This window comes from Paenibacillus artemisiicola (assembly GCF_017652985.1).
GTDB lineage: Bacteria > Bacillota > Bacilli > Paenibacillales > Paenibacillaceae > Paenibacillus_Z > Paenibacillus_Z artemisiicola.
Genome location: NZ_JAGGDJ010000020.1, coordinates 1 through 25,487 on the forward strand (window position 1 = coordinate 1; position 25,487 = coordinate 25,487).

At 65.0% G+C, this 25,487-nt stretch carries 22 protein-coding genes, 1 pseudogene and 1 riboswitch; of the genes and pseudogenes, 1 reads left to right on the plus strand and 22 read right to left on the minus strand.

What is annotated here, in order from left to right:
- Positions 1-56 precede the first annotated feature (56 nt).
- From hrpB to lepB, 16 genes and pseudogenes are all read right to left on the minus strand, one after another.
- Positions 57-1,514: pseudogene (gene hrpB / locus I8J29_RS20260) on the minus strand (ATP-dependent helicase HrpB); the annotation flags it as partial.
- A 247-nt stretch (positions 1,515-1,761) separates the two neighbouring features.
- Positions 1,762-2,475 (minus strand): adenosylcobinamide amidohydrolase, encoded by a 714-nt coding sequence (locus I8J29_RS20265; RefSeq protein ID WP_208849325.1) that lies wholly within the window; start codon positions 2,473-2,475, stop codon positions 1,762-1,764.
- On the minus strand, positions 2,472-4,133 hold the full coding sequence (locus I8J29_RS20270; protein WP_208849326.1) for a cobyric acid synthase: 1,662 nt from the start codon (positions 4,131-4,133) through the stop codon (positions 2,472-2,474). Before I8J29_RS20270 ends, I8J29_RS20265 begins: the two co-directional genes overlap by 4 nt.
- Positions 4,130-5,278 carry a pyridoxal phosphate-dependent aminotransferase gene (locus tag I8J29_RS20275; RefSeq protein ID WP_208849327.1) on the minus strand — a complete coding sequence of 383 codons (1,149 nt, stop codon included), beginning with the start codon at positions 5,276-5,278 and terminating at the stop codon, positions 4,130-4,132. Before I8J29_RS20275 ends, I8J29_RS20270 begins: the two co-directional genes overlap by 4 nt.
- Before the next feature lie 18 nt (positions 5,279-5,296).
- The gene (cobS, locus tag I8J29_RS20280; RefSeq protein ID WP_208849328.1) at positions 5,297-6,118 is read right to left on the minus strand and encodes an adenosylcobinamide-GDP ribazoletransferase; all 822 of its coding nucleotides are present in this window, start codon (positions 6,116-6,118) and stop codon (positions 5,297-5,299) included.
- The gene (gene cbiB / locus I8J29_RS20285; RefSeq protein WP_208849329.1) at positions 6,088-7,080 is read right to left on the minus strand and encodes an adenosylcobinamide-phosphate synthase CbiB; all 993 of its coding nucleotides are present in this window, start codon (positions 7,078-7,080) and stop codon (positions 6,088-6,090) included. The genes cobS and cbiB overlap by 31 nt, the downstream gene beginning before the upstream one ends.
- Before the next feature lie 6 nt (positions 7,081-7,086).
- Positions 7,087-7,686: a bifunctional adenosylcobinamide kinase/adenosylcobinamide-phosphate guanylyltransferase gene (cobU, locus tag I8J29_RS20290; RefSeq protein ID WP_208849330.1), complete on the minus strand. Its 600-nt coding sequence runs from the start codon at positions 7,684-7,686 to the stop codon at positions 7,087-7,089.
- Between the two features lie 53 nt (positions 7,687-7,739).
- Positions 7,740-8,777, minus strand: coding sequence for a nicotinate-nucleotide--dimethylbenzimidazole phosphoribosyltransferase (gene cobT / locus I8J29_RS20295; RefSeq protein WP_276316307.1), 1,038 nt, complete (start codon positions 8,775-8,777; stop codon positions 7,740-7,742).
- Positions 8,778-8,832: 55 nt separating this feature from the next.
- Positions 8,833-9,651, minus strand: coding sequence for an ABC transporter ATP-binding protein (locus I8J29_RS20300; RefSeq protein ID WP_208849331.1), 819 nt, complete (start codon positions 9,649-9,651; stop codon positions 8,833-8,835).
- Entirely contained in the window at positions 9,648-10,688 is a 1,041-nt protein-coding gene (locus I8J29_RS20305; protein ID WP_208849332.1) for a FecCD family ABC transporter permease, read from the minus strand. The genes I8J29_RS20300 and I8J29_RS20305 overlap by 4 nt, the downstream gene beginning before the upstream one ends.
- Before the next feature lies 1 nt (position 10,689).
- Complete coding sequence (locus I8J29_RS20310) at positions 10,690-11,754, minus strand: ABC transporter substrate-binding protein (protein WP_208849333.1); 1,065 nt, start codon at positions 11,752-11,754, stop codon at positions 10,690-10,692.
- A gap of 208 nt (positions 11,755-11,962) precedes the next feature.
- Positions 11,963-12,194, minus strand: a riboswitch (cobalamin riboswitch).
- A gap of 262 nt (positions 12,195-12,456) precedes the next feature.
- Positions 12,457-14,664: a heavy metal translocating P-type ATPase gene (locus tag I8J29_RS20315; protein WP_208849334.1), complete on the minus strand. Its 2,208-nt coding sequence runs from the start codon at positions 14,662-14,664 to the stop codon at positions 12,457-12,459.
- 165 nt (positions 14,665-14,829) lie between these two features.
- Positions 14,830-15,138, minus strand: coding sequence for a rhodanese-like domain-containing protein (locus I8J29_RS20320; protein WP_208849335.1), 309 nt, complete (start codon positions 15,136-15,138; stop codon positions 14,830-14,832).
- A gap of 144 nt (positions 15,139-15,282) precedes the next feature.
- Positions 15,283-15,594: a heavy metal-binding domain-containing protein gene (locus I8J29_RS20325; RefSeq protein WP_208849336.1), complete on the minus strand. Its 312-nt coding sequence runs from the start codon at positions 15,592-15,594 to the stop codon at positions 15,283-15,285.
- A 143-nt stretch (positions 15,595-15,737) separates the two neighbouring features.
- Positions 15,738-16,748, minus strand: coding sequence for a DUF4184 family protein (locus tag I8J29_RS20330; RefSeq protein WP_208849337.1), 1,011 nt, complete (start codon positions 16,746-16,748; stop codon positions 15,738-15,740).
- A gap of 3 nt (positions 16,749-16,751) precedes the next feature.
- The gene (gene lepB / locus I8J29_RS20335; RefSeq protein ID WP_208849338.1) at positions 16,752-17,276 is read right to left on the minus strand and encodes a signal peptidase I; all 525 of its coding nucleotides are present in this window, start codon (positions 17,274-17,276) and stop codon (positions 16,752-16,754) included.
- 189 nt (positions 17,277-17,465) lie between these two features.
- Here lepB and I8J29_RS20340 point away from each other — a divergent pair, with 189 nt between their 5' ends.
- Entirely contained in the window at positions 17,466-18,671 is a 1,206-nt protein-coding gene (locus I8J29_RS20340; protein WP_240546353.1) for an MFS transporter, read from the plus strand.
- A gap of 54 nt (positions 18,672-18,725) precedes the next feature.
- On the opposite strand, the gene I8J29_RS20345 is transcribed toward I8J29_RS20340, so the two are convergent.
- The 6 genes from I8J29_RS20345 to I8J29_RS20370 all read right to left on the minus strand — a co-directional run bounded on the left by I8J29_RS20345 (position 18,726) and on the right by I8J29_RS20370 (position 25,443).
- A complete protein-coding gene (locus I8J29_RS20345) occupies positions 18,726-19,202 on the minus strand; it encodes a YlbF/YmcA family competence regulator (protein ID WP_090637490.1) in 477 nt (158 codons plus the stop codon).
- A gap of 22 nt (positions 19,203-19,224) precedes the next feature.
- Positions 19,225-20,811: a tRNA (N6-isopentenyl adenosine(37)-C2)-methylthiotransferase MiaB gene (gene miaB, locus I8J29_RS20350; RefSeq protein WP_208849340.1), complete on the minus strand. Its 1,587-nt coding sequence runs from the start codon at positions 20,809-20,811 to the stop codon at positions 19,225-19,227.
- 107 nt (positions 20,812-20,918) lie between these two features.
- A complete protein-coding gene (pduL, locus tag I8J29_RS20355; protein WP_208849341.1) occupies positions 20,919-21,488 on the minus strand; it encodes a phosphate propanoyltransferase in 570 nt (189 codons plus the stop codon).
- Between the two features lie 208 nt (positions 21,489-21,696).
- Positions 21,697-22,563 (minus strand): 2-oxoacid:ferredoxin oxidoreductase subunit beta, encoded by an 867-nt coding sequence (locus tag I8J29_RS20360; protein ID WP_090637493.1) that lies wholly within the window; start codon positions 22,561-22,563, stop codon positions 21,697-21,699.
- A 1-nt stretch (position 22,564) separates the two neighbouring features.
- A complete protein-coding gene (locus tag I8J29_RS20365; protein WP_208849342.1) occupies positions 22,565-24,298 on the minus strand; it encodes a 2-oxoacid:acceptor oxidoreductase subunit alpha in 1,734 nt (577 codons plus the stop codon).
- A 191-nt stretch (positions 24,299-24,489) separates the two neighbouring features.
- On the minus strand, positions 24,490-25,443 hold the full coding sequence (locus I8J29_RS20370) for a dipeptidase (protein ID WP_208849343.1): 954 nt from the start codon (positions 25,441-25,443) through the stop codon (positions 24,490-24,492).
- Positions 25,444-25,487 lie beyond the last annotated feature (44 nt).

The window sequence follows — 25,487 nt, forward strand, 5'->3', positions numbered from 1 at the left end:
AGCACTGCCGACGATCTGGAGATTGGACTTCAGAAGTGAGCTCTCCGGACCTGGCACCGCAGCGCGGCGAGGCGCAGCCGCATGTCCACGCTGCGCGAGCGCAGCACGTCGCGGTCGCCGAGCAGCGCCGCCAGCTCGCAGGCGAGCGCGCCGAGCCCGAGCGGCTTCGCCGCGAGGACCATATGCGCGAGCCGCGGATGCATGCCGAGCTCGGCCAGCGCTTGGCCGTGCGGCGTCGGTTTGCCGGCGGCGTCGAGCGCGCCGAGCTCCCGCAGCAGCTCGGCCGCCTGCGCGTACGCGGCGGCCGGCGGCGGCGTGAGCCACGCGAGCTCGCCGGGCCCGTCGATGCCCCAGACGGCGAGCTCCAGCGCGAGCGGCGCCAAGTCCGCGCCGAGCAGCTCCGGATCGCTTTGCGGCTTCAGCTGCCGGTGCTCGCTCTCCGTCCACAGCCGGTAGCAGACGCCCGGCGCCTCGCGTCCGGCGCGGCCGCGCCGCTGATCGGCGGAAGCGACCGAGACCGGCACCGTCTCGAGCCGCGCCATGCCGGTGCGCGGCGAGAAGCGCGGCACGCGGCTCTGGCCGCCGTCGACGACGATTCGCACGCCGCGGACGGTCAAGCTGGACTCGGCGATGGACGTGGCGAGCACGATCTTGCGCTCGCCGCCCGCCGCGGCCGCGACGGCGCGGTCCTGCGCCTCCGGCGGCAGCGCGCCGTAAAGCGGCAGCACGGCCACGCCCGGCGGCAGCGACGGCCCTCCGGCGCCGCCCGTCTGCGCCGCGCGCAGCAGCTGCTCCGCGCGGCGGATCTCGCCCGCGCCCGGCAGGAAGACGAGCGCGTCGCCGTCATGGGCGCGCATCGCTTCGATCGTGCGGCGGGCGACCGCCTCCTCGATCCGGCCCGCGACCGGCTTCGGCTCGTAATGGGTTTCGACGGGATAGGCCCGTCCTTCGCTGACGAGCAGCGGCGCGCCGCCGAGCAGGTCCGCGACGGGTTCCGCCTCCAGCGTCGCCGACATGACGAGCAGCCGGAGCTCTTCGCGGAACACGGCTTGCGCCTGCAGGCAAAGCGCCAGCCCCAGATCCCCGTGCAGATGGCGTTCGTGGAATTCGTCGAAGATAACGAGCCCGACGCCTTCCAGCGACGGGTCGTGCTGCAGCATCCGCGTCAGCACGCCTTCCGTGATGACCTCGATCCGCGTGGCCGGACCGACCTTGGTATCCATGCGCACGCGGTAGCCGACCGTGCCGCCGACCGCTTCGCCGAGCGAAGCGGCCATGAACCGCGCGGCCGAGCGGGCGGCCAGCCGCCGCGGCTCCAGCATGAGGATGCGCCGTCCGGCCAGCCACGGCGCGTCCAGCAGCGCAAGCGGCACGCGCGTCGTTTTCCCCGCGCCGGGCGCCGCCACGAGAACGGCCGACGTCCGCTCGGCGAGCGCCGCGCGCAGCTCGGGCAGCAGGCCGTCGATGGGCAGCGCCTCCGCCGATTTGATTTTAGGTTGAGATGGATCGTTCATAGCCGAAATTCCCCTGTCTTGTCAATTCCTACGCTCGTATTCCTACGCTCCATTATAGAGACGATGCCCCGAGCCCGTCAAAAAAAGGCGGCCTTCTCCTGCCGCCGCTCCATCGCGCGCGCAACGCAAAAACGCGCAAACCGTCCGGCTTGCGCGCTCACGCCGCTGCTGCGATCTCGCGCAGCGTCTCTAACTAACCGTCCTCTTTTTCGAACCTATCGCATCGACCGGCCTTGGCGCCTCCGCATCATGCTTCGCCCTGCGTCCGAACGGCCTCCTCGACCGTGCCGTATACGAGGCGCGCGATCGCGTCGCCAAGCGCCGTAGCCGCGCCTGCGTATTGATGCGTCCGTCCGTGCCGGACGGTCTGGCTGGCGCCGATCGCGATGGCGTCGGTCGTCGTACCCGTCGCCGGCAAGCCGTGCTTCGGGTCCATAATGCCGCAATCGTGCAGCGCCGCCGACTTCGCTTCCGTCGCGGTGATGACGGCGTTGACCATCGCGGACGCCGTCATGCTGCCGTCGACGAGCACGAACAGATTGATCGTGCCCGGCGCGTAAGCCGGGAACGTCTCGCGCGCGCGTCCCGCGCGGGCGGCGTTGCCGGTGCCGGCCGTCGCGCAGCACAGCAGCCCGAACGCCTCGCCCGCCGTCTCCGCGACGGACGCGTGCGTCAGCTTCGCCGCGGTCAGGAACCCGATCGTCGTCTCCGGCGAATAGCCCCACCGCGCCAGCATCCGTTCGTAATCGCGCGCGGGATCCGAACAATCGTAATCGAGCGTTACCTCCCGGTTGACGAACCGGTCGGCGCTGCCGTAGCCGCCGCCGTATACGGCGCTGCTCAAAACGCAGAAAGGCTTCTCCGTCTCGATGACGAGCCGGTCCGCCGCCAGACTCATCGCCACGCCGGAACAGATCGTCGAAGCGAACGATGTGCTTCCCGTCCGAAACGGCTGCGTCATTCCACGACCCCCTCCGATTCCGTTCGGTCCGCGGCTAACCCGGCGATCGCTTTCAGCCGGGAGACGTCGACATGTTGCCGCACATGCGCCGCCAAACGGGCGAAGGCCGCCTCGCGCCGCTCGTTGAACCGCACGCCGCCGTCCATGGTCGCCCAGCCTTTGGACGCGCGGAGCCCGTTCAGCCAAGCCCGCCGGAAGTCGTCGTTATGCAGGACGCCGTGCAAGAACGTCCCCCATATGCGCCCGTCCGCGCTTGCGCAGCCCTCCTCCGCTTCGCGTTCCGCTGCCGCAAGCCCGACGTCAAGCCGGCTCTCGCTCAGCCTGAACGGCCTGACCGCCTCTGCCGAAGGCTCCGACGGCCACCCGCGGTCAGGCGCCGCGCGCTCGGGCCGCCATTCCACGATGCCGGTATGAATCTCGTAGCCCGCGACGGGATATGCCGTCGGCAAGCCGGGCAGCGCGACGTTTCCGTCCGCCCGGACCGTCCGCTTCTCGGCCGAGAACCGCACGTCGAACGGGAACCAACCGAAGCCCGCGAGCTCTACGCGGTCTGATTCGGTGCGGTCCGGATCGCGCAGCGTCTCGCCGAACATTTCGTAGCCGCCGCATAAGCCCACGATGCGCCCGCCCTGCCGCCGATGCGTTTCCAGCCGTTCCGCGAGTCCCGAGGCGCGCAGCCAGAGCAGGTCGTCGACCGTGTTTTTGCTTCCCGGCACGATGACGGCATCCGGCTCGCCCCATTGCTCCGGGCGCGACACGAACCGAACCGCCGCGTCCGGCTCGGCGCGAAGCGGATCGAGGTCGGTAAAATTCGAGAGATGCGGCAGCCGAACGACGGCGATGTCCAGCGCATCCGTCCCGCGGCTCGAATACGCAGCCGACCCGGCCTCCGCCCGTATGGCTTGATCGAGCGACAACGAATCTTCGTCCTCCAATCCGACATCGGCCAGATACGGCACCACGCCGAGCACCGGCTTGCCGGTCCGCGCCTCCAGCCAATCCAGTCCCGGCTGCAGCAGAGACACGTCGCCGCGGAACTTATTGATGACGAAGCCGCACACCCGGGCGCGTTCCTCCGGCTCCAGCAGCTCCAGCGTGCCCACGATCGACGCGAAGACGCCGCCGCGGTCGATGTCCGCCGCCAGCACGACCGGCGCGTCCGCCCAAGCCGCCGCCCGCATGTTGACGATGTCGCGGTCCTTCAGATTGATCTCCGCCGGGCTGCCCGCGCCTTCGAGCACGACGACGTCGAATTCGCCACGCAGGCGCCGAAGCGCGTCCCGCACGATCGGGCCTGCTTCGGCGAGCACCTCCTCCCGGTAGGTCCGCGCCTCGTAATCGCCGAGCGGCTTGCCGTGCACGATGACCTGCGACACCATGTCCTTCTTCGGCTTGAGCAGAATCGGGTTCATGTCGGTCGTCGCGAGAATGCCGCAGGCATCGGCCTGCATGCCCTGCGCGCGGCCGATTTCCTTTCCGTCCCAGGTGACGTAGGAATTGAGCGACATATTCTGCGATTTGAACGGAGCGACGGAGTAGCCGTCCTCCCGCAGGATCCGGCACAACGCCGTCACGAGCAGGCTTTTCCCGACATCGGAAGCGGTTCCTTGGACCATCAGGGTCCTCGCCGGCTGCGCGGCGCGCGATTCTCGGCTCATTCTTCCTTCGCCTCCCTCTCCGGCATCGGCCGGGCGAGCAGCGCCCGCAAGGCCGCTAGCAGCGTTTCGTTGTCTTCCCGCAGCCGCACCGCGACGCGAAAATAACGCCGGTCCAGGCCGCCGAACCGGGACGCGTCCCGGATCAGAATGCCCAGGCGCCCCAGCTCCTCCTGCAGCCGGTCCGACGTCCAGCCGATCCGGCCGGGAATGGCCGCCAGCACGTAATTGACCGCCGCGCCGCCGTAAGCCGTCAGACCGAACTCCGTCAGCCGGGCCGCGAGCCAGGCGCGCTCTTCCCTCGCCCAGGCGACCGTCCGGGCGGCGTACGCGGCCTCGTCCAGCACCGCCTCGCCGATTCGCTGCGCCAGCGAATTGACGCTCCACGGCACCTGCAGCGCCGCCAGGCGGCGGATGAGCGCAGGCGATGCCGCCATGTAGCCGAGCCGGATGCCCGGCACGGCATAAAACTTCGTCATCGACCGAATCACGATCAGACGGTCGCGGGACGCGGCTTCCTTCAGCAGGCTGAGCTCCGGTTCGTTCGCGGCGAAATCCATGAACGCTTCGTCCACCGCCGTCATGGCGCCGCTCGCCAGCAGCTTCTCCACGACGTTTCGCGCGACGCACTCGCCCGTCGGATTATTCGGGGATCCCAGCATCCATAGCGTCTCGCCGGGCGCCAAGCCCGCTTCCCGAAGCTGCCGCAGCATCCGATCGACCGCTTCGCCGGTCAGCCGGAACCCGTCTTCGGCCCGCAGCCCGATCGCACGGACCGCGCTGCCGTTCTTCTCCGCGGCCTCGCGGTATTCGCCGAAGCACGGCTCCGCGAGCACCGTCGTCTTCGGCTTCAGCGCCCGGAACAACAGATCGATCAGCTCGGCCGCGCCGTTGCCGACGAGCAGTCCGTCTACGCTTACGCCGTGCCGGCCGGCAAGCTTGCCGCGCAGTCCGCGAACCGCGGGATCGGGATAACGCGCGATTTCTCCGGCGTCGGCGTAGCTCTTCAGGATATGGCCCACGCAAGCCGGCGGGCCGAACGGATTCATGTTGGCGCTGAAATCGACGAACGCCTTCGGGCCGTCCTCGGCGCCGTACAATTCCCGGGCGGTGACCCAATCGCCGCCATGGCCGTACCGTTCCAACATTTTGATCACGCCTCCTTCTTAATGCAGCTGCAGCACGAGCGCAAACAACAGGATCGCTTCGAGGATTTCCGTCATCGCGCCGTAAGTATCGCCGGTCAGCCCGCCGAGCTTGCGGCAAAGCCGCCACGCCAGCAAGGACCCCGCGGCCGCCGCGAGCGCGGCCGATACGGCGATCGCCGCGAGCCAGCCGCCTTCCGGCGCCGGAAGCGCCAGCGCGGCGATGCCCGTCAGGACGGCCTGCACGGCCGCGGCCGCCAGCGCATGCCGCGCCTTGACGCCCCGGAACAGCACGGCCATTCCTTCGTCCGCCCGCGCGAACGGCCAGAACGCCATCGCGACCGCGACCCACAGCCGGCTCCAGCCGCAAGCCAGCGCCAGCAGCGCCGCTTCGGCCGGCCAGTTCCGCCCTTGCTCCAACCACGCGTCGAGCAGCGAGAACTTGAAGAGCAGCAGCACGATTGCGGCCAGTACGCCCATGGCGCCGACGCGGCTGTCCTTCATAATCTCGAGCATCCGTTCGCGGGAACGATGGCTCAGCACGCCGTCGGCCGTGTCCATCAACCCGTCCAGATGCAGCCCGCCGGTCAGCAGCAGCCAGAACGCGACGAGCAGCACGGCCGCCGGCATCGCGGGCACGCGTCCGTCCAAGCCGGCTCCCGCGGCCGCGACCGCGCCGCCGATGACCGCGCCGACGACGGGATAGTAGACGACGCTGCGCGCCAGCATCTCCGGCGTGAAGGGAATCTCGACCGGCACCGGTATGCGCGTCAGCAGCTGGAACGCCGTTCCCGCCGCTTGCAGTTCCCGTTTCAAGAACCCGAAAGCCGAAGCAGCAGCCATGCCGCAAGCACCCCCGCAAAACAAAATAGACTGACCATGTACAGCAGCCGTACCGTCCGCACGATGTCGGCCGGCTCGATCGGCCGCAGCGGCCACCCCATCCGGGCGCGCTCGCTCACGCGGCCGAAGTATACGTTCCGGCCGCCGAGCTCGATCCCGAGCGCGCCCGCCGCCGCGGATTCCGGAATGCCGCTGTTCGGGCTCGGATGCAGCCGCGCGAACTGCCGGACGGCCCGAATCGCCCTGGCCGCCGACAAGCCCGGCGTCGTCCAAGCCGCCGCGGCCATCAGCCCGCCGGAGAGGCGGGCGGGGATATAATTGAGCGCGTCGTCGAACCGGGCGGAAGCCCAGCCGAAGTGCGCGTACCGTTCGTTTTTGTAGCCGACCATCGAATCGAGCGTATTGGCCGCCCGGTACAGCATGGCCAGCGGCGCCGCGCCGAGAAGCGCGAACAGCAGCGGGGACAGAAACGCGTCCACCGTGTTTTCGGCCACCGTTTCGACCGCCGCGCGGGCGGCATCCTTCGCCTCCATGGCCGACGTGTCGCGGCTCACGATGTAGCCCGCGTAGGTGCGCGCTTCGTCCAGCTTTCCGGCGGCAAGCGGCCGGAAGACGAGCATTGCCGCGTCCTTCAGCCCTTTGACCGCCATCGTCGTCGAGATCAGCCAAGCGGACGCGGCGTAGCCGAGCCAAGGATGAATCCGGGCGGCCGCGAAGCAAATCGCCCACGTCGCGGCCGCGGCCGCCAGCACCGTGACCGCCGTCAGCGCCATGCCCCGCTTCCGCAGCGCCGCCGCGCTTAATTCAACGCCCTCCGGCCTCAGCTTGCGCTCCAATCGCGCGATGAGACGGCCGATGAGAATCACCGGGTGCGTCAGCCATTTGGGATCGCCCGCCGCCCAATCGATCGCGATCGCCGCGGCAACGAGCAGCAGCGTCTCCTGCAGCGAGTAGAAGAGCATGCCGGTTCAATCCTCCTCCAGCCGAAACGCGTGCCGCTTGAGGTCGAGCGGGATGCCCGCCACGACGAGATAGGCTTCGGCGCAATGGCCGGCCAGCCTCCGGTTCAACCGGCCCGCTTCGTCCCGGAACCGCCGTCCGAGCGGGTAGGCCGGAACGATTCCGCTGCCCACCTCGTTCGTCACGAGCAGCAGCGGACCGGTATACGCGTCAACCGCGGCAATCAATTTATCGAGCTCCGCTTGCAGCCGGTCCTCGTTCGTTTTCGTCTCCTGCTCGCCGTCGGTTCCCGGGTCCAGCCGCAGCAGCCAATTCGTCAGCCATAACGTCAGGCAATCGACGAGGACGGCCGGACGGCCGGCGCCGCCGGCCTGCTCCCGCTCGAGCTCGGCCAGCACCTCGGCGAGGGCCAGCGGTTCCTCGATCGTCCGCCAGGCGTAGCCGGAGCGCTCGCGCTGCTGCCGGTGCAGCCGGGTCCGTTCCTTCATTTCGTCATCGAAGCTCTGGGATGTCGCGATATAGACGCCGCGGTCCGACAGCTTGCGGGCATAGGCTTCGGCGAAGCCGCTCTTGCCGCTTCGCGCTCCGCCGGTAATGAAGATCGCCATACTCTCTCCCCTTCGTTCCGATCTTTCGCCGATCTTTCGCCTTCGCGGCGCCGTTACTCTCTCGACACGCCGGCGCTCTCGAACGTCGCCATCTCCCGCATGACGCGCAGCGCCGCGTCCACGAAATGAAACGCCAGCACGGCGCCGGTGCCTTCGCCGAGCCGCATGTCGAGATGGATCATCGGCTTCAGGCCGATCCTTTCCAGCAGCCGGGCATGCCCCTGCTCCTGCGAGAGATGCGAACCGAGCATGTACGGCACCGCCTGCGGCGCGATGGCCGCCGCGACCAGCGCGGCCGCGGACGAGATGAAACCGTCGACGACGACCAGGCATCGATTGGCCGCGGCGCCGAGAAGCAAGCCGGCCAGTCCCGCGATTTCCAGACCGCCGACCTTGGCGAGCGTGCCGATGGGGTCGGAGCCGTCCGGCGCGTGGAGCGCGATGGCTCTCGCGACGACGTCCACCTTATGCCGGCGGCGGTCTTCGGCGATCCCCGTCCCGAGTCCGACCGCCTCGTCCGGCGTCAAGCCGCCGAGGGCGGCGGAGAGCGCGGCGCTCGCCGTCGTATTGCCGATGCCCATGTCGCCGGTCGCCAGCATGCGGTAGCCGTCCCGCGCCAGCTCCGCCGCGAGCTCGAAGCCGCTCCGGAGGGCGGATACGGCATCCGCGCGGGTCATCGCCGCCTCGCGCGCCAGGTTCGCCGTCCCCTTGCGGGTCTTGCGGACAAGGAGCGCCTCGTGCGCCAGATCGGCGTTCACGCCCATGTCGACGCAGAATACGTCGGCGCCGGCGCCGCGGGCGAGCACGTTGACGGCCGCGCCGCCGGCAAGAAAGTTCTTCACCATCTGCGGCGTCACCTCCGCCGGAAACGCGCTGACGCCTTCCTCGCAGACGCCGTGGTCGCCCGCCATGACGACGACGGCGCGCTTCGAGACGTCCGCCGCGAGCTCGCCCGTAATGCCCGCCGCCTGCGCGGCGATCCGTTCCAGCAGTCCGAGACTGCCCGGGGGCTTCGTCAAGCTGTTCAGATGGCGCTCCGCCTCTTCCGTCGCCGCGCCGTCCAGCTCGCCGATTCCGTTCATTAATGCCATAAATTCTTGTTCGTTCCCGAACCCGCCATTCCAATCCGAGTCCGCTGCATAACGCTCAACCATTTTCTCGCTTCCTTTCCCGTCTGCTTTCGGCCGGCGCGGTTTCCGGCAGCAGCAGCAGCTGCGGCACGCCGGTTTCCGGATGCGGCAGCACCACCGTCCGCGCGCCGAACACCCGCGCGATGAGCTCCGGCCGAACGACCTCGGAGGGCGGGCCGAACGCCTCGATTTTCCCTTCGCGAAGGACGAGCAGCTCGTCGCAATAATGCGCCGCAAGGTTGAGGTCGTGCAGCACGGCCACGACGGTCAGGCGCCGCTCGGCCTGCCACCGCTTGACCGCATCGAGCAGCTGCACCTGGTAGCCGATATCCAGATATGTCGTCGGCTCGTCGAGCAGCAGCAGCTCCGGCTCCTGCGCCATCACCTTCGCCAACGCGACGCGCTGCCGTTCGCCGCCGCTCAACGCATCGATGGGCCGATCCTGCATATCGGCGAGCCCGAGCTCCCGCAGCGTGCGTTCCACCGTGCGCTCGCCTTCTTCGCCTTCTTCGCCCAGCCAGTTCTGGTACGGAAACCGTCCCATCGCGACCGTTTCCCGCACCGTGAAGCCGACGGCGGGCAGCCCGCCCTGCTGCAGCACGGCGACGCGCTTCGCGAGGTCTTTGCGCTTGTAGGCCGAAACCGCTTTGCCCTCCAGCAGCACCTCGCCCGCTCCCGGCCGTTCCGTGCCGGCAAGCAGCCGCAGCAGCGTCGATTTGCCGACCCCGTTCGGTCCGATGATGCCGTACATCGCGCCTTGTTTCCATTCGAAATTAATGTCGTTAAGTATTTGCCGGCCGCCGAGCGATAGCGCGACTCCTTTGGCTTCGATCATGCCGGGCCGCCCCCTTGCAGCACTTTGCGCCGATAGAGCAGGTAGGCGAAGAACGGCGCGCCGATGATCGCGGTTACGATGCCGAGGGAGATTTCCTTCGGGCTCAGCGCCGTCCGCGCGAGCGTGTCCGCCCACACGAGGTAGAAGCCGCCGCCCAGCGCGGAGAGCGGCACGATGATCCGGTAATCCGGGCCGACGAGCAGCCGGATCAGATGCGGCACGACGAGGCCGACGAACCCGACGACGCCGGCGACGGACACCGCGACCGCGGTGAGCAGCGTGGAGACGACCAAGACAATCAGCTTCGTGCGCTCGACGTTGACGCCCAAATGCGCCGCGTGCCGCTCGCCGAACGCGAAGAGGTTCAGATGCTGCGCATACCGGATCATGACCGGCAGCCCGACGAGCAGGAACGGCGCGATCAGCTTCGCGTGCGACCAGCTCCGCGCGCTCAGGCTGCCCAGGAGCCAGAACATCGCCTCGTTGACGACGTTTTGCGACAGCGTGACCAGGAACGACACGACCGCGCCCAGGAAAGCCTGGATGACGACGCCGGACAATATCAGCGTCTCGACGTTCATAGCCCCCCGCGCGCGCGCCAGTCCGAACACGGCGAACAGCGTCGCCATGCCCGTGACGAACGCCACGAGCGGCACGGTCCAGAGCCCCAGCGCCGTCTGCAGCCCGAACACGATCATGCATGCCGCTCCGACCGAGCAGCCCGACGCGACGCCGAGCGTGAACGGATCGGCGAGCGGATTGCGCAGCACCCCTTGAAAGCCCGCCCCGGCCAGCGCCAGGCACGCGCCGACGAGCATCCCGAGCACGACGCGCGACAGCCGGAGCTGCGTGACGATGGCGATATCCGCCGCGTCCCACTTGCCTCCGGCGTCCGGCATGCCGGGCAGCTGGTGCACGAGGATGCCCCAGACGTCCCTTAGCGGGAGGCCGGCGGAGCCGATCGACAGGCTGACGACCATCGACGCAAGCAGGAGGAGCATCGCTGCTCCTCCGTATAGGAATAGTTTCGTTCGCATGTTAGTGGAACAGGTCCGGATGCAGCTTCTTCGCCACGTCCAGCAGGCCGTCCGCAAGGCGCGGACCGACGCGCGTCAGCGGGTCCTGGTCGACTTCGAACAAGTTGTTGTTTGCGATGGCATGGATCGACTTCCAGCCCGGGCGCGATTCGATCGCCGCCAGAATCGGATTTTTCTCGCCTTCCTTCACGGTCATCGACGCATAGACGATGTCGTCCGGATTCGCCTTGACGACGGCTTCCGGATCGATCTCGTACCAGCCCGCCTCCGTCGCGACGTTCGTGCCGCCGGCCAGCGTGATGAGTTCGTCCAGAAACTCGCCCTTGCCGACCGTCCAGCCCGGGGAAAATTCAAGGTATACGTTCGGCTTCGGCGCGTCCTTCACCGCATCCGTCACCTGCTGGCGCACCTGCTCCATATGGCCGGTTACCGCCGCGGCTTCCGCCGGCTTGTCGAGGATGGCGCCGATCTGCTTGATTTTGCCGATGACCGCGTCGTACGTCTTCGGATCTGATGCGTACACGGGCAGCTTCAGGGAACGGAGCTTGTCGACGACGGCCTGGCTCATGCTGTACGAGGCCAGGACGAGATCGGGCTTCAGCGAGACGATCTTCTCGATGTCCGCGTTCATGTCGCCGATCTTCGGCTTATCCGCCGCTTCCTTCGGATAGTTCGAATAATTGTCGACGGCCGCGACGGCGTCCCCCGCCCCGAGCGCGTAGACGATCTCCGTCTCGCTCGGCACGAGCGTCACGATCCGCTGCGGCGCGGCGTCGAACGTCAAGTCGGTGCCCGTCGCGTCCTTGACCGTGAGCGGATAGACGGTCGCCTGCGCCGCCGCCCCTGCCTCGCCGCCGGCCGAACCTTGGTTCGCGGCCGTTTCGCCGGACGCGTTGGCGCCCCCGTTCGCGCCGTTCGCCGCATTGCTCGCAGCCGCTTGATTCGACGCGCTGCCATTGCCGTTTTCGGTTTTGTCCGTGCCGCAAGCCGCCGCCAGCAGCAGCATTGCCATCCCAAGCAGCAGAAGCGCCGCCTTGCGAATCGTTGGTTTCCTCAAACTGTTCATGTTCTCTCTCTCCCGTTCCGATCATTCTGCGTACCGTCTTTCGTTTGCCAGCCGTTCGTTCAGGCGCAACAAAAAAAGCGTCTCCGACTTCAGTGTCAGAAACGCTCCTGTTCCATGAACGGCGGCGGCTGGCTTTCGCCTGCGCGGCGAACCTAAATCGCTGCGGCGCCAGCGCCGATTTCTAACACCTCCCTAAGTCCACGTAGGTAGCGTTAATCCGCTGCAGGCAGGTCTCCTGACTCGGAGCGTCGGGCGTGACCCGTCTTCCCGGACGCGCGTTCGCGTCCAGTGACATCTCGGTCAAGCCTTGCCGCGGCCGGGGTTCGGCCGAGGCGCTCCTTACAGTGGCGGGTCCGTGCCGGCTTCTCACCGGTCTTCCCTATTAAGCCGAACCTCGCTTGATTCGCGATCGTCCGGCACCATGCAGCTCGCCTATGCAATTGTTCTGAGCTACTATACCACTCTCCGGGAAGCCTTGTCTACCCGAATCGTCGCCGGGCGGGGGTTCTTTTGAACGAGTCGTGGCGCATAACTATGATCTCATCGAAATCCGAGTCCATCACCGTCCATTGGGAGGTTTTCCCATGCCCAACCGGAAAGAACGGCGAACGGCCCGCGGGCTTGCCGCGTTGTACGCGGCCGCGGCCGTGGTTGCCGTCGCGAGCAGCCAGAACGGCCGCTGCGGCCCCCCGGCAAACGCGCCTACGACGACAGACGCCGATTCAGCCCGCGGCGCATCTGCCCGTTCAGACGCAGCGCATTGCCCACGACCGATACGGAGCTGAGCGCCATCGCCGTGCCCGCCATCCAAGGTTCGATGCCTCCGACGGCCGCGAACGGGATGACGATGGCGTTATATAAGAACGCAAACCCGATATTTTGCCGGATGTTGCGCACGGTCAACCGGCTGATCAGCAGCGCCTCGGAGATGCCCGTCAACCGGGAGCGCAGCAGCGTCATGTCCCCGGCGTCGAGCGCCGCCTCCGTGCCGCCGCCCATGGCGATGCCGACGTCCGCCGCCGCCAAGGCCGGCGCGTCGTTCCAGCCGTCGCCTGCCATGGCCACGACGGAGCCGTCGCCCTGCAGCTTGCGGATCAGCTCCGCCTTGTCTTCCGGGAGCAGCGAGGCGCGGACGTCGCGAATGCCCGTCATCGCCGCCGCTTTGCCCGCCGCCGCGGGGTGGTCCCCCGTCGCGAGCAGGACGCGGATGCCCTGCCGCTGCAGGTCGTCTACCGCTTCCCGGGACGTGCGCTTCACGGCGTCGGCGAGCGCGAACGCGCCGGCGCACGCGTCGTCCACGAACGCGTAGACGATCGTTTCGCCGCCCGCCTCCCGCTCGGCGGCGAAGCCGTGCAGCGACCGGTGGATCGTCCAGGACCGGTCGGCGGCGAAGCCGGCGTTGCCGACGGCGACCGAACGGCCGTCCACGGTCGCTTCGATGCCCTTGCCGGGATAGGCCGCATACGCGGACGACGCCGGCACGACCAAGCCCGCGCGCCGGGCCGCCTCCCGGAGCGCGTCCGCGAACGGATGCCGCGACCGCTCCTCCGCGGCCGCCGCAAGGCGAAGCAGCGAGGACGGGGCGCCGTTCAGCGCGCTGATGCCCGTCATCGTCGGCTTGCCTTCCGTCAAGGTACCCGTCTTGTCGAGTACGATCGCGTCTACCTGCGCCAGCCGTTCCAGCGCGCCCGCTTCCTTCAGCACGATGCCTCTGCGCGCGAGCTTGCCCGTCGCCAGCACGAGCGAGATCGGCGCGGCGAGGCCGAGCGCGCACGGACAAGCCGCGAGCAGCACGGCGAGCGCATGGATCGAGGCGGTCTTCCAATTGCCCGGATCGAGCAGCAGCAGCCACAAGGCCAAGGTGCCGAGCGACAAGACCATCATGACGGGGACGAACACGGCCGCCAGCCGGTCCACCTTCCGTCCGATCGACGACTTCGTCGCCTGCGCCTGCCGCGTGATCGCCGCGATGCGGCTCAGCATCGTTTCCCGTCCCGTCGCCAGCACCTGCATCCGCAGCGTCTCCCCCCGGACGGTCGTCCCGGCGTACACGCGGTCGCCCGTTTCCCGCTTGATCAGCCCGCTCTCGCCCGTCAGGAACGACTCGTCCAGCGTCGTCTCCCCTTCGGCGACGAGCCCGTCCGCCGGCACGCGCTCGTTCGGCTCGACGAGCAGCCGATCCCCGGCGCGAATCCGGTCGAGCGGAATCCGTTCCGGCTTGCCGCCGCGGACGACGACGGCTTCTTTCGCTTGCAGGGACGCGTAACCGTCCCCGTCCTTCATCGCCCGTTCCGACGCGGCGGCCTCCAGCAGCTTCCCGCCGAGCACGGCGGTGATGACGACCGCCGAGGTCTCGAAGTACAGCGCGCCGCCCGTCATCATGGCGATGTAGCTGTAGACGTACGCGGCCGTCGTGCCGATCGCCACGAGCACGTCCATGTTCGCCGTCCGCTCCCGCAGCGCGTAGAAGGCGCCGAAATAGAACGGCATGCCGATAAAAAACTGCACGATCGACGCCAGCAGCAGCTGCAGAATCGGCTCTTCGATGAACGACGGCACCGGAACGGCGCTTAGCGCGGGGTAATGGTGGGCCATCGTCCACAGCAGCGGCAGCGTCAGCGCGCAGCCGGCGAACACGCGCAGCTTGAGCGCGTCGATCTCCGATCCGTCGTCCTCCCGCCCGTGCGGATACGCCTGAAACCCGATCTGCCCGATCCTCTCGATAATGCCCGCGGGGGTCGCCGTTTCCGGGGCAAATGTAATGTAAGCGGACTTCGCCGCATAATGCACCGATACGCCGGATACGCCGGGCAGCCGGCCGACCGCGCGTTCGATCCGGGTCGCGCACGCCGCGCAGCTCATGCCCTGTATGCGCAAATCCAGCACTTCGTCCTCGTGTGGAGGCTGCATGGCCGCCCTCCTTCTCCTTCTCGATTGAACGTCGGCCGCATCACGGCCGCAAGACAACCCAAGCTGTCCTACTCTCCACTATATGGCGGCGGAGGATGCCGCATGATCATAAAAAAAAGCACCTTCGCATCGAAATGCGAAGGTGCCGTTTTGCGGTTGCTGGCGTTACTCGCCCTTGACGACCTCGCCCGGCCAGCTGAGCATGCCGCCGAGCACGTTCACGACCTCGTAGCCCTGGGCCGCCAAGTAATCGCACGCCCGGCTGCTTCGGTTGCCGCTTCTGCACATCAGGTACAGCGGTTCCTCGAAGCCGTTCAGCTCGCCCAGCCGCTCCACGAATACGGATAACGGCATGCTGACCGCTTCCTTGATATGGCCGTCCGCCCATTCGTCCGGTTCCCGGACGTCGATGAGGCTCAGCTTCTCGCCCGACCGCAGCCGGGTTTCCAATTCGCTTGCCGTAATTTCTTCCATCGTCTATAGCGCTCCTTCAAGCTCGAGTTGCCGATCTTATATGCATTTTACCTTCTGCTTCCCGCCGGTGTCCAGTTGCCGCCTGCAATCAAAAGAAAAGCATCCGCGTTCGCCGCGGATGCCGCCTTGCGCTTATGGTCCGGTTTAGACGCGGACCGCCGTGCCGCTCACCGCGACCATCAGCATGCCCTCGCGGACGACCTCGTAATCGATGTCGATGCCGACGATCGCGTTCGCGCCCAGCCGGGACGCGTTGCTCGACATTTCGTTGAACGCCACGTCGCGGGCTTCCTTCAGCTTCGTCTCGTACGCGCCGGAACGGCCGCCCACGATGTCGGTGATCGAGGCGAACAAGTCGCGCACGATGTTCGCGCCCATGATCGCTTCCCCGGTCACGACGCCCAGGTATTGTTGAATCGGGTTGCCTTCAATCGTCGGCGTTGTCGAAAAAATCATCGTAATCCCTCCCAATCGGTATAAGTCTGATACGTCTCGGCCTGTCAAAACGTTTCAAATTCCGCGGCATGTTGCGGGTGATTTCCGCGGCCTGCCCGCTTGCGATGGTAGAATGACCACATCCCGCCGGCATTATGCAATCGTCACGCGGACCTCGTCCGTCCATTCGGCCCGAGCTTCGCCGACGGCGGCCTCCGCTTGGCGGCGGTCATCCGGCACCCGAGCAGCACCAGCGCGGACCAGACGATCAGGTAGCCGTTCCACAACGACTGGAAATCCCCATGGAAGTTGGCGTACGGGCGGTTCAGCCGGAACGGCGTCCAGACGTATTCGCTGATCCGAAAGGCGACGATGGCCAGCAGCAGCAAGCCCACGGCGGCAAACCCGCCCGCAAGTCTGCGGTTCCTCGCCGCCCGGTAAAACAACGACGCGACGAACACGCCGAACATCGCGGAGGACAGCGGCGCCACGATCAGCGCGCTGACGAGGCGGTTATGGTCGCCGGTGACGACGATTTTCGCCGCGAACAACAGCAAGCCGACGGCGACGGCCGTCGTCCACAGCAGCGCTTTCGTGCCCGGCGCGGCCGATGCCGGAAGCCGCTCGAGCCCGGCGGCACCTCGCCAGCGCATGTACCGCCTCAGCAGAAGCAGTCCCGGAACGGCTACCCCGACAAGCGAGAACAGGTATTGCAGCAGCTTATAGACGCCGTAGCCGCCGATCTCGGCGCGCAGCGGCGGAAACCAGCCCACGAACACGCCGCTGCCGTGCGTCCAGGCGTCCATGAAGATATGCGTCAAATACCCGATGTACAAGGAAACGAGGAAGACCAGCCATGTACGCGCGGAATTGAGCTTCCACGCATCCGAGCTCAGGCTTGCGGCAAACCGCTCCAAACCGCCGGCCGCCGGGAGAAAGCGCGGCAGCGCCGGCTTGACGACGGCGTGAAACGCCGCCGCGACCGCGATGCTGAGCGGCAGCCCCTGCACGACGAAGCCGCGGAACGAATGGCCGATCGTCTGATAGGATTGCAGCGCCATGAAGTACTCCATGTCGGGAATCATGCTCCCGAGCACGAGGCCGGTCAAGCTCAGCTTCGGCGCGAGACGCCGCAAAGGCACGGCGAACAGGGGATGCGAGAACGTGAACGGCATCCGTTACCCCAGCCCCCCGAACTTGTTCAGCGGCCACAAACGGAACACGGCCCTGCCTTCGATGCTCGACAGCGCGATCGGTCCCAGCATTCGGCTGTCCTGGCTGTTTTCCCGGTTGTCGCCCATGACGAAGAGATGCTTCGCGGGCACCGTATACGGCACCTTCATCCCGTTCGCGTAGCTAAGGCCTTTCACGTACGGTTCCACGAGCTGCTTGCCGTTCACCAGGACATGGCCGTCCTCGGTGAAGTCGATCGCATCCCCTGGAAGGCCGATCACGCGCTTGATAAGCCGCTTATCGCTTTCGGGCCCGTCAATGATGACGATATCCCCCCGATGCGGCGATTCGAAATGATAGCTGAGTTTGTCCTCGATCAGCCGTTGCCCGTCCACGAGCGTTTTTTGCATCGATATGTTCTTGACCTCGGTTTGCGCGAAGGCGTAATTTTGAATGAGCAGCGCCGCCGTAATCGCGATGCCTAGCGTCACGCACCAATCCCGCAGCTCGCGGATCCATGGCTTTTTCATCGCATTCAAGCTCCTTTCCGGTTTCCGGCATCATACGTCCGCGGGACCCGCTACCTAATACGACATAACCCGCCGATAAGTTTCTTTCCGAGGAACTTCCTGTGCAAAAAGGATTGCTCTTCCTTGGGACCTGATATACAGTAAGTACGCTGTCATTCGAATTCCATGCCAAAGGAAGTGAAGGTTCCGTTGTCCGCTGAAGAACAAGCCGGCGAACGTCCCCTGATCGCCGCGACCCGCGCCGACCACGCCGTCTTCGTCGTCGTGACGCTGCTCTATTGGTCGACGCTGTACGTCTACGTCCCCATCCTGTCTCCGTTCATGAAGAGCGGCGGCTATGCCGACGGCCTGATCGGCATCGTGCTCGGCAGCTACGGGTTCGTGCAAATGCTCGTGCGGTTCCCGCTCGGCCTGCAATCGGATAAGCTGCACAAGCGCAAGCCCTTCCTCATGCTCGGCATGATTACCGGCGCGATCAGCTGCCTGCTGTTCATGGTGCCCGGCTCGTGGCTCTGGCCGCTCGCGGGCCGCATGATGTCGGGCGTCTGCGCCTCGGCGTGGGTCGCGTTCACCGTCCTGTACGCCGCTTACTTCGCCGCCTCGGACGCGACGAAGGCGATGAGCAATATCAGCGTTCTCACCGTCGCCGGCCAGCTGATCGGCATGATCCTGAGCGGCTGGCTGTCGGACGCGTACGGCTGGAACGCGGCCTTCGGCGCCGGCATCGTGCTCGGCGCGGCCGGACTCGCGCTGGCCTTCGCCGTCAAAGAACCGCGCGAAGGGGTCGCCCGCGCCCCGATCTCGCTCCGCCACCTGCGGGAGGTCATCCGCACGCCGTCCCTGCGCCAAGTCTCGACGCTGTCGATTCTGGCGCACTCCGTGCTGTTCATCACCATGTTCGGCTTCACGCCCCTGAAGGCGACGTCGCTTGGGGCTTCGGCCGGCCAGCTGACGTTGATCGTCGTCGCGTTCATGGTTCCGCACGGACTCGCGTCGCTCGTGACCGCGCGCTGGCTCGTGCCGCGCTTCGGCACCTGGAACGTCATCGGCGCCGCCTACCTGTTCAGCGGCCTCTTCACCGTCGCGATCGCCTTCTCGCCGAACCTCGGCCTGCTCGCGCTGACGCAGGCGCTGAACGGCTTCGCGCAGGGCATGCATCTCCCGATTCTGCTCGGGCTCGCGATCCGGCCGTTCGCCTCCGCCAAGCGGGCGACGGCAATGGGCTTCTACCAGGCCGTCTACTCGGTCGGCATGTTCGCCGGACCGTTCCTGGCCGGCTTCGTCAACGACCGCTTCGGCCGGGACTACGGCTTCTGGCTCGGCGGCGCGTTCGCCGCGGTGGCGCTGCTGCTGACGCTGTATTGGAAGCGCTCTACCGGCTCGGACTCCATCTAAAAAAAACACCTGCCGATCGCGCAACGCGTCGAATCGGCAGGTGTTTTTCCTAGCTTACATGCACTCTTCCGGTTCTTCCGTCCGTGCATCTTCCAGCGAGATTTTTTCCGCGACCGTATCCCGGATGACGGATACGACCGTCTGCAGCAGGTAGTTGATGTCCGCTTGGCTTTGCTGGAATTCCGTGATGATCGGAATGCCGTCCAGCTCGTCCTGCAGCGAATCGATTTCCTTCTCGATCTTCGCGACCATGTCGGCGTTCTTGAACGTCGTCTCGAACGCGACGGCTTCTTTCTGCTTCTTCTTGATTTGGGCGATCAGGCCTTGAATGCGCTCGTTGCCTTGAATCTGCTTCTCGGCGCGCTGGAACTGCTGCACTTCCTCGGAGGAGAACAGCATGTTCGCCAGCTCCTTGGTCTTGGCCATGATGTCCGCGCGGACGATGATGTCTTCCGTATTGAATTTCGGCACGCCGCAGCTTTCGCCGTGATCATGCTCGTGATCGTGTTTTGCCGTTTGTTCGTTTGCCATCGTGTCCAGCTCCTCTATATCGTTAAGATACGGCTTCCTGCCCGAATGCTTCCGCAACCGCCTCAGCCTTGATGTACCATGTCTGCACGTCCGTCACGCGCGCGTGAATGAACTGCCCGATCCATGAAGCGGGGCCTCTGACGTGAACGAGCTTGTTCGTGCGCGTGCGGCCGGACAGCATCTCCGGATTGTTCTTGCTCTGGCCTTCGATCAAGACCTCGACGGTCTCGCCGTCCAGCAGCAGGTTGCTCTGCAAGCTCAGCTCGCCGATCAGTTCGTTCAGCCGCGCCAACCGCGCCTTCTTGACGTGCGGCGGGATATTGTCTTCCATGCCCGCGGCAGGCGTGCCTTCGCGCGGCGAGTAGATGAAGGTATATGCCGAGGCGAAGCCGACCTCCTTCGCGAGCGTCAACGTTTCTTCGAACTGTTCGTCCGTCTCGCCCGGGAACCCGACGATGATGTCGGTCGTCAACACGGCGTCCGGCAGCGCCCGTTTGATTTTGTTCGCGAGCTCCAGGAATTGCTCCCGCGTATACTTGCGGCTCATCCGCTTGAGTACCTCCGTGCTGCCGGATTGCATCGGCAGGTGGATGTGCTCCACGAGGTTGCCGCGCGTGGCCAGCACGTCGATCAGATGGTCGTCGAAATCCCGCGGATGGCTCGTCGTGAACCGGATGCGCGGAATATCGATTTTGGCCATGTCCGCCATCAGGTCGCCGAAGCGGTAGTCGAGATCCGCGAAGTCTTTGCCGTACGCGTTGACGTTCTGCCCCAGCAGCGTGATCTCTTTGAACCCTTGCCGCGCGAGCTCCCGCACTTCCGCGATGACGTCCTCCGGACGCCGGCTGCGTTCCTTGCCGCGCGTATACGGCACGATGCAGTACGTGCAGAACTTATCGCAGCCGTACATGATGTTCACCCAGCCGCGCATGCCCTCGCGCTTCTTCGGCAGATTCTCGATGATGTCGCCTTCCTTGGACCAGACCTCCACGACCATCTCTTTGCCGAAATACGCGTCCTGCAGCAGATACGGCAGCCGGTGAATGTTATGCGTGCCGAAAATCAAATCGACGAACGCGTGCCGCTGCATGATTCGCCCGACGACCGATTCCTCCTGCGACATGCATCCGCAGACGCCGAGCAGGAGCTCCGGCTTCTCGAGCTTCAGGTGCTTCAGGTGGCCGAGCTCGCCGAATACTTTGTCTTCCGCGTTCTCGCGCACGGCGCACGTGTTCAGCAGTATCACGTCCGCCTCGCTGCGGTCCTCGGTCGGGAGATACCCCATTTGCTCGAAGATCCCTTTCATGACCTCGGTGTCGTGCTCGTTCATTTGGCAGCCGTACGTCGTGATATGGTACTTTTTCCCTTTGCCGAGCTCCAGCAGCTCCGGCGGAATGGCGGATTCGTAATGGACCCGGATTTCTTCCTTGCCCCGGCGCTTCTCGTCCTTGTAGCTCGGCGCCGAGTTGATCGTTATGTCTCTACCGTTGATCCGATAGGTCGTTTTTCCGTCCTCTTCCTTCAGTACCTTCGCGCCCGAAAAGTCGAAGTACTTCGAGAAGTCCTTCTCGGTGGTGCCCACGCCGTCACGTCCCCTCTTTATGCGCATCCATTCCCGCATTATATCAAAATCTGCCGCGATTAGAAAGAAGAAGCAACACCGCTTCACGGCTGCGATGGCGCAAAAAAGCGGCGCCGCTTGGCGGCACCGCCCGTTTACCCGATGATCTCCGCCTCGTCGCCGGTCTTGGCGCCCGCGGCGTTCGCTTCATCGGTATCGATATGCAAGTCCAGCGCGAAATCGGGCGATACGCGCGCGACGACGTTCTCGAGCACGACGCCGCGCTCTCCGCTTAAGCGGACCGACAGCTTCTGCTTGTCCGAGATGCCCCAGCGCTCCGCGTCGCTCGTGTGGAAGTGGATATGCCGCGCGGCGACGATGACGCCCTCTTCGATCGCGACCTCGCCGGCTGGTCCTTTGATCGTAATGCCCGCGGAGCCCGCGATGTCGCCCGATTCGCGGACCGGCGGATTGACCCCCAGCGCGAACGCGTCGGTGCGCGAGATTTCGAGCTGCGTGCGCTTGCGCACCGGGCCGAGAATGCGGACCTTCGCGAAGCTGCCTTTCGGTCCGACGACTTCGACCGTTTCGTTCGCCGCGAATTGGCCCGGCTGCGAGAGCGGCTTGAAGACCGACAATTCGGCCCCCGGCCCGAACAATTGCCCGAGATGCGCCGGAGAGAGATGGATGTGGCGGGCGGAGACGCCGACCGGAACTTTTTTCATGCTGGCACCTGCTTTTCTTGGAGTAGTCTTGGGTTGCGCGGCGTCGACGGGTCGCGTTGGCTCGCCTTCGGCCGCCGGTTCGTTGTCTGCTTTCCTTCCATGGATGGCTTCGTCGCATCCGGCGTAAGGCCCCTCACGTTCAAGAAGGCACGCCGTCCGGAGAGAGCGGCATGCCTTCTTGATCACGCTTTTTTCGCGCGATCGGGGATTATTTGAATTCCGCGACGAGCTTGGCGAATTGCTCCTGGGAGAGCGCGAGGTCCTGGTTGGCCAGACCTTCCGGCTGGAAGCCGCCGATCATGGACTCGTACGATTGACGTTCTTTGTTTTGATAGATCAGGCCGGTCAGCATGCCGTTCGTCTCCATGATTTTATTCATGGCCGCGATGCGGTTGGACGGATCATAATCCGGGAATTGGTCCAGGTTGACGATGTTCTCCTTGAACCAGTCGTACGTGTTCACTTTGTTGAACGTGACGCACGGGCTGAACACGTTGATCAGCGAGAAGCCTTTATGGTTAAGGCCCGCTTCGATCAAAGCCGTCAGCTGCTTCAGGTCGCTGGAGAAGGATTGCGCGATGAACGTCGCGCCGGCCGACATGGCGATTTCGAGCGGCGACAGCGTGGACTCGATCGAGCCTTCCGGCGTCGATTTCGTTTTGAAGCCCTCGGCGGAACGCGGCGACGTTTGGCCTTTCGTCAAACCGTAGATTTGGTTGTCCATGACGATGTACGTCAGGTCGATGTTGCGGCGGATCGCATGGACCGTATGCCCCATGCCGATCGCGAAGCCGTCGCCGTCGCCGCCGGAAGCGATGACGGTCAGCTCGCGGTTCGCCAGCTTGACGCCTTGGGCGATCGGCAATGCCCGGCCGTGAATGCCGTGCAGGCCGTAAGCGTTAATATAACCCGAAATCCGGCCGGAGCATCCGATGCCGGAGATGACGGCGAGGCTTTCCGGTTCCAAGCCGACGTTGGCAGCCGCGCGCTGGATCGCCGCCTGGACGGAGAAGTCGCCGCAGCCCGGGCACCAGTTCGGTTTTACGTTGTTGCGAAACTCTTTGAATGTTGCCATCTTAGACCAACTCCTTGCATGCTTTGTGCACTTCGGAAGGCAGAAACGGATTGCCATCGTATTTCAGGACGCTTTTGATTTTATCGGCGTGGCCGGCATGCAGCTTCACTTGGTCGGCCAGTTGGCCCGTCGCGTTGTTCTCCAGTACGACGACCTTCGCTGCCGCGCTCAAGTATGGCTCGACCAGATCCGCCGGGAACGGATGGATCTGGCGGATGGTCAGGTGGTTCGTTTTCAGGCCGTCCGCTTCCATGCGCGCGCGCGCCTCGTCGATCGTGCCGCCCGTCGAGCCCATACCGATGATCAGGAGATCGGCTTCCGCATGCGGAGCGTCCGCGCGAACGGCATCGCGAATGTGCAGGCCGTTCAGCTTGCTCAGGCGTTTATCCATCATGTTCTTGCGGTTTACCGCGCTTTCCGACGGACGTCCCGTTTCGTCGTGTTCGACGCCCGTTACGTGGTGCAAGCCGAATTTGTCGCCCGGGATGACCCGCGGGGAGACGCCGTCCTCCGTCAGCTCGTAGCGCTTGAAGAGCTCGTTCGGCTGGAGCTCCGGCAGCTCGCGCACGAGCTTGCCGCGGCTGATCGGCACTCTATTCAAATCCAGCTGCTCGCAGGACTGCTTGCCGAGCGACAGCTGGAGGTCCGTCATCAGGATGACCGGAACTTGGTATTCTTCCGATAGGTTGAACGATTCGATCGTGTCATAGAAGCAGTCTTCGAGCGACGCGGGCGCGATGACGATCTTCGGAATTTCGCCATGCGTGCCGTACACCATCGCGTTCAAGTCGGACTGCTCCTGCTTCGTCGGCAAGCCCGTGGACGGACCGCCGCGCTGCGTATCCACGATGACGAGCGGGGTTTCCGTCATGCCCGCGAGGCCGATCGCTTCCATCATCAGCGACAGGCCGGGACCGGCGGACGCGGTCATCGTGCGCACGCCGGCATAGTTGGCGCCGATCGCCATCGTCACCGCGGCGATTTCGTCTTCCGTCTGCACGACGGTGCCGCCGAATTTCGGAAGCTTCTTGATCAAGTACTCCATGATTTCGGACGCCGGCGTAATCGGATACGCGGACATGAGGCGGCAGCCTCCGGCCAGCGCGCCGAGGCCGATCGCTTCGTTGCCGATCATGAACAGCTTCTGCTTGCCGTCGGCAGGCTCGAGCTGGAATTCTTCCAGCGGTCCGCCCGCGAGCTCGAGCACGAAATCCGCGCCGCGTTTGACCGCCTCGATGTTTTTCTCGACGATGGCCGGACCCTTGCGCCCGAACTCTTCTTCGACGGCTTTATTGAATACGTCGATCGGCAGGCCGAGCAGCGCCCAGGATGCGCCGGACGCGACCATGTTTTTCATCAGCGACGTGCCGAGCTCCTCGGCGATCGACGTGATAGGCACGGGAAATAGACGAGCATTGATCCCGTCCGGAAGAACCGGGTTGAACTTGGCGTCGGCTACGACAACGCCGCCGGTACGCAGCTCATGGGCGTTCAAATCGATGCTTTCTTGGTCGAACGCGACCAAAATATCGAGATCGTCCGAAATGGCAAGCTTCGGCGTCGTGCTGATCCGGATTTTGTTGTTCGTGTGGCCGCCCTTGATCCGCGACGAAAAGTGGCGGTAGCCGTACAAATAATAGCCAAGCCGGTTAAGCGCCGTCGAGAAAATACGGTCGGTACTTTCTACGCCCTCCCCTTGCTGCCCCCCGATTTTCCAAGACAATTGACTGATCAAAATGCCCATCTCCTCTTTGAATGAACCTGCAATATTTTCGACAACATTAAAAATTGGTAAATGGATTCTAGCTTATAATCAAATAAATTTTATGTCTCTAAGTACTAAAATGCAAGCTGTTCCCGCTTTTTTTCGAATAGTTCTTTTCGATTATACCCATACCGCTGCGAGATTGAAATAAATGGAATCGTTCATTGCGGCAGATGCGTTGCCAAAAACGTCATCGCGTTCGATTCGAAGAACGCGCCGACCAGCGCATCGGAGTAGTTCGCCGACAGCGCATCCTGCAGCCGGTGAAGCTCGCCCGGATGCGTCAGTTCGCGAACGTACTGGTCGATCCCGTCGAAATCCGAGCCGAACATCAGCTGGCGCTCGCCGCCAAACTCGCAAATCCGTTCTACGTGACGCAGCACGTCAGCAATTCCGGCTGGCGCGCGCGTCGAAGACACGAATTGCGGAACGAACGTCACGCCGATCAGCCCGCCGGCGGCGAGCAGCGCTTTGATTTGCTCGTCCGTCAGATTGCGCGGATGCGGGCAAAGGCTGCGGCAGTTGGAATGGGAGGCGATGACCGGCTTCCCCGACAGCTGCAGCACATCCCAGAAGGCGCGGTCGCTCAGATGCGATACATCCACTAGTATACCCAATCTATTACATTCTTCTACGAAGGCTCGGCCTTTTTTTGTCAATCCGCCGCCGCGCGGCTCAAGGACGCCGTCCGCTCCCCAGTTGGCGTTGTTCCAGGTGAGGCCGGCCGCCCGTACGCCGAGCGCGAACAGGATACGCAGCATCGCCAGGTCCCCCTGCAGGCCGTCTGCGCCTTCGAGCGACAGCATGGCTCCGATCGTCCCCGGATTCCGCCGGAGCGCCGCCACGTCCCCTGCCGTGCGGATAAACGCCATCTCCGGCAAAGCGAGCACCTTGCGGTAGAAGAGATCCACGCTTTGCAGGAGGGGCACCATCGTTTTCTCCATCCGGTCCGGGATATAGAGCGCGAATGTTTGAAACGTCGAGCCTGCCTGCTTCAAGCGGGGAAGCGTCACGTCCAGCTTGCCTTGGTCGTCCCGCTCGAACGAGAGCGTCGGGTCCTCCAGCAGCTTCCAAATGACGTCGCAATGAAAATCGGCTTTACGAACGGGTTCCATCGCCATCTTCCTTCCGTTTACGGTTTTTGGACTCCTAAATAGTT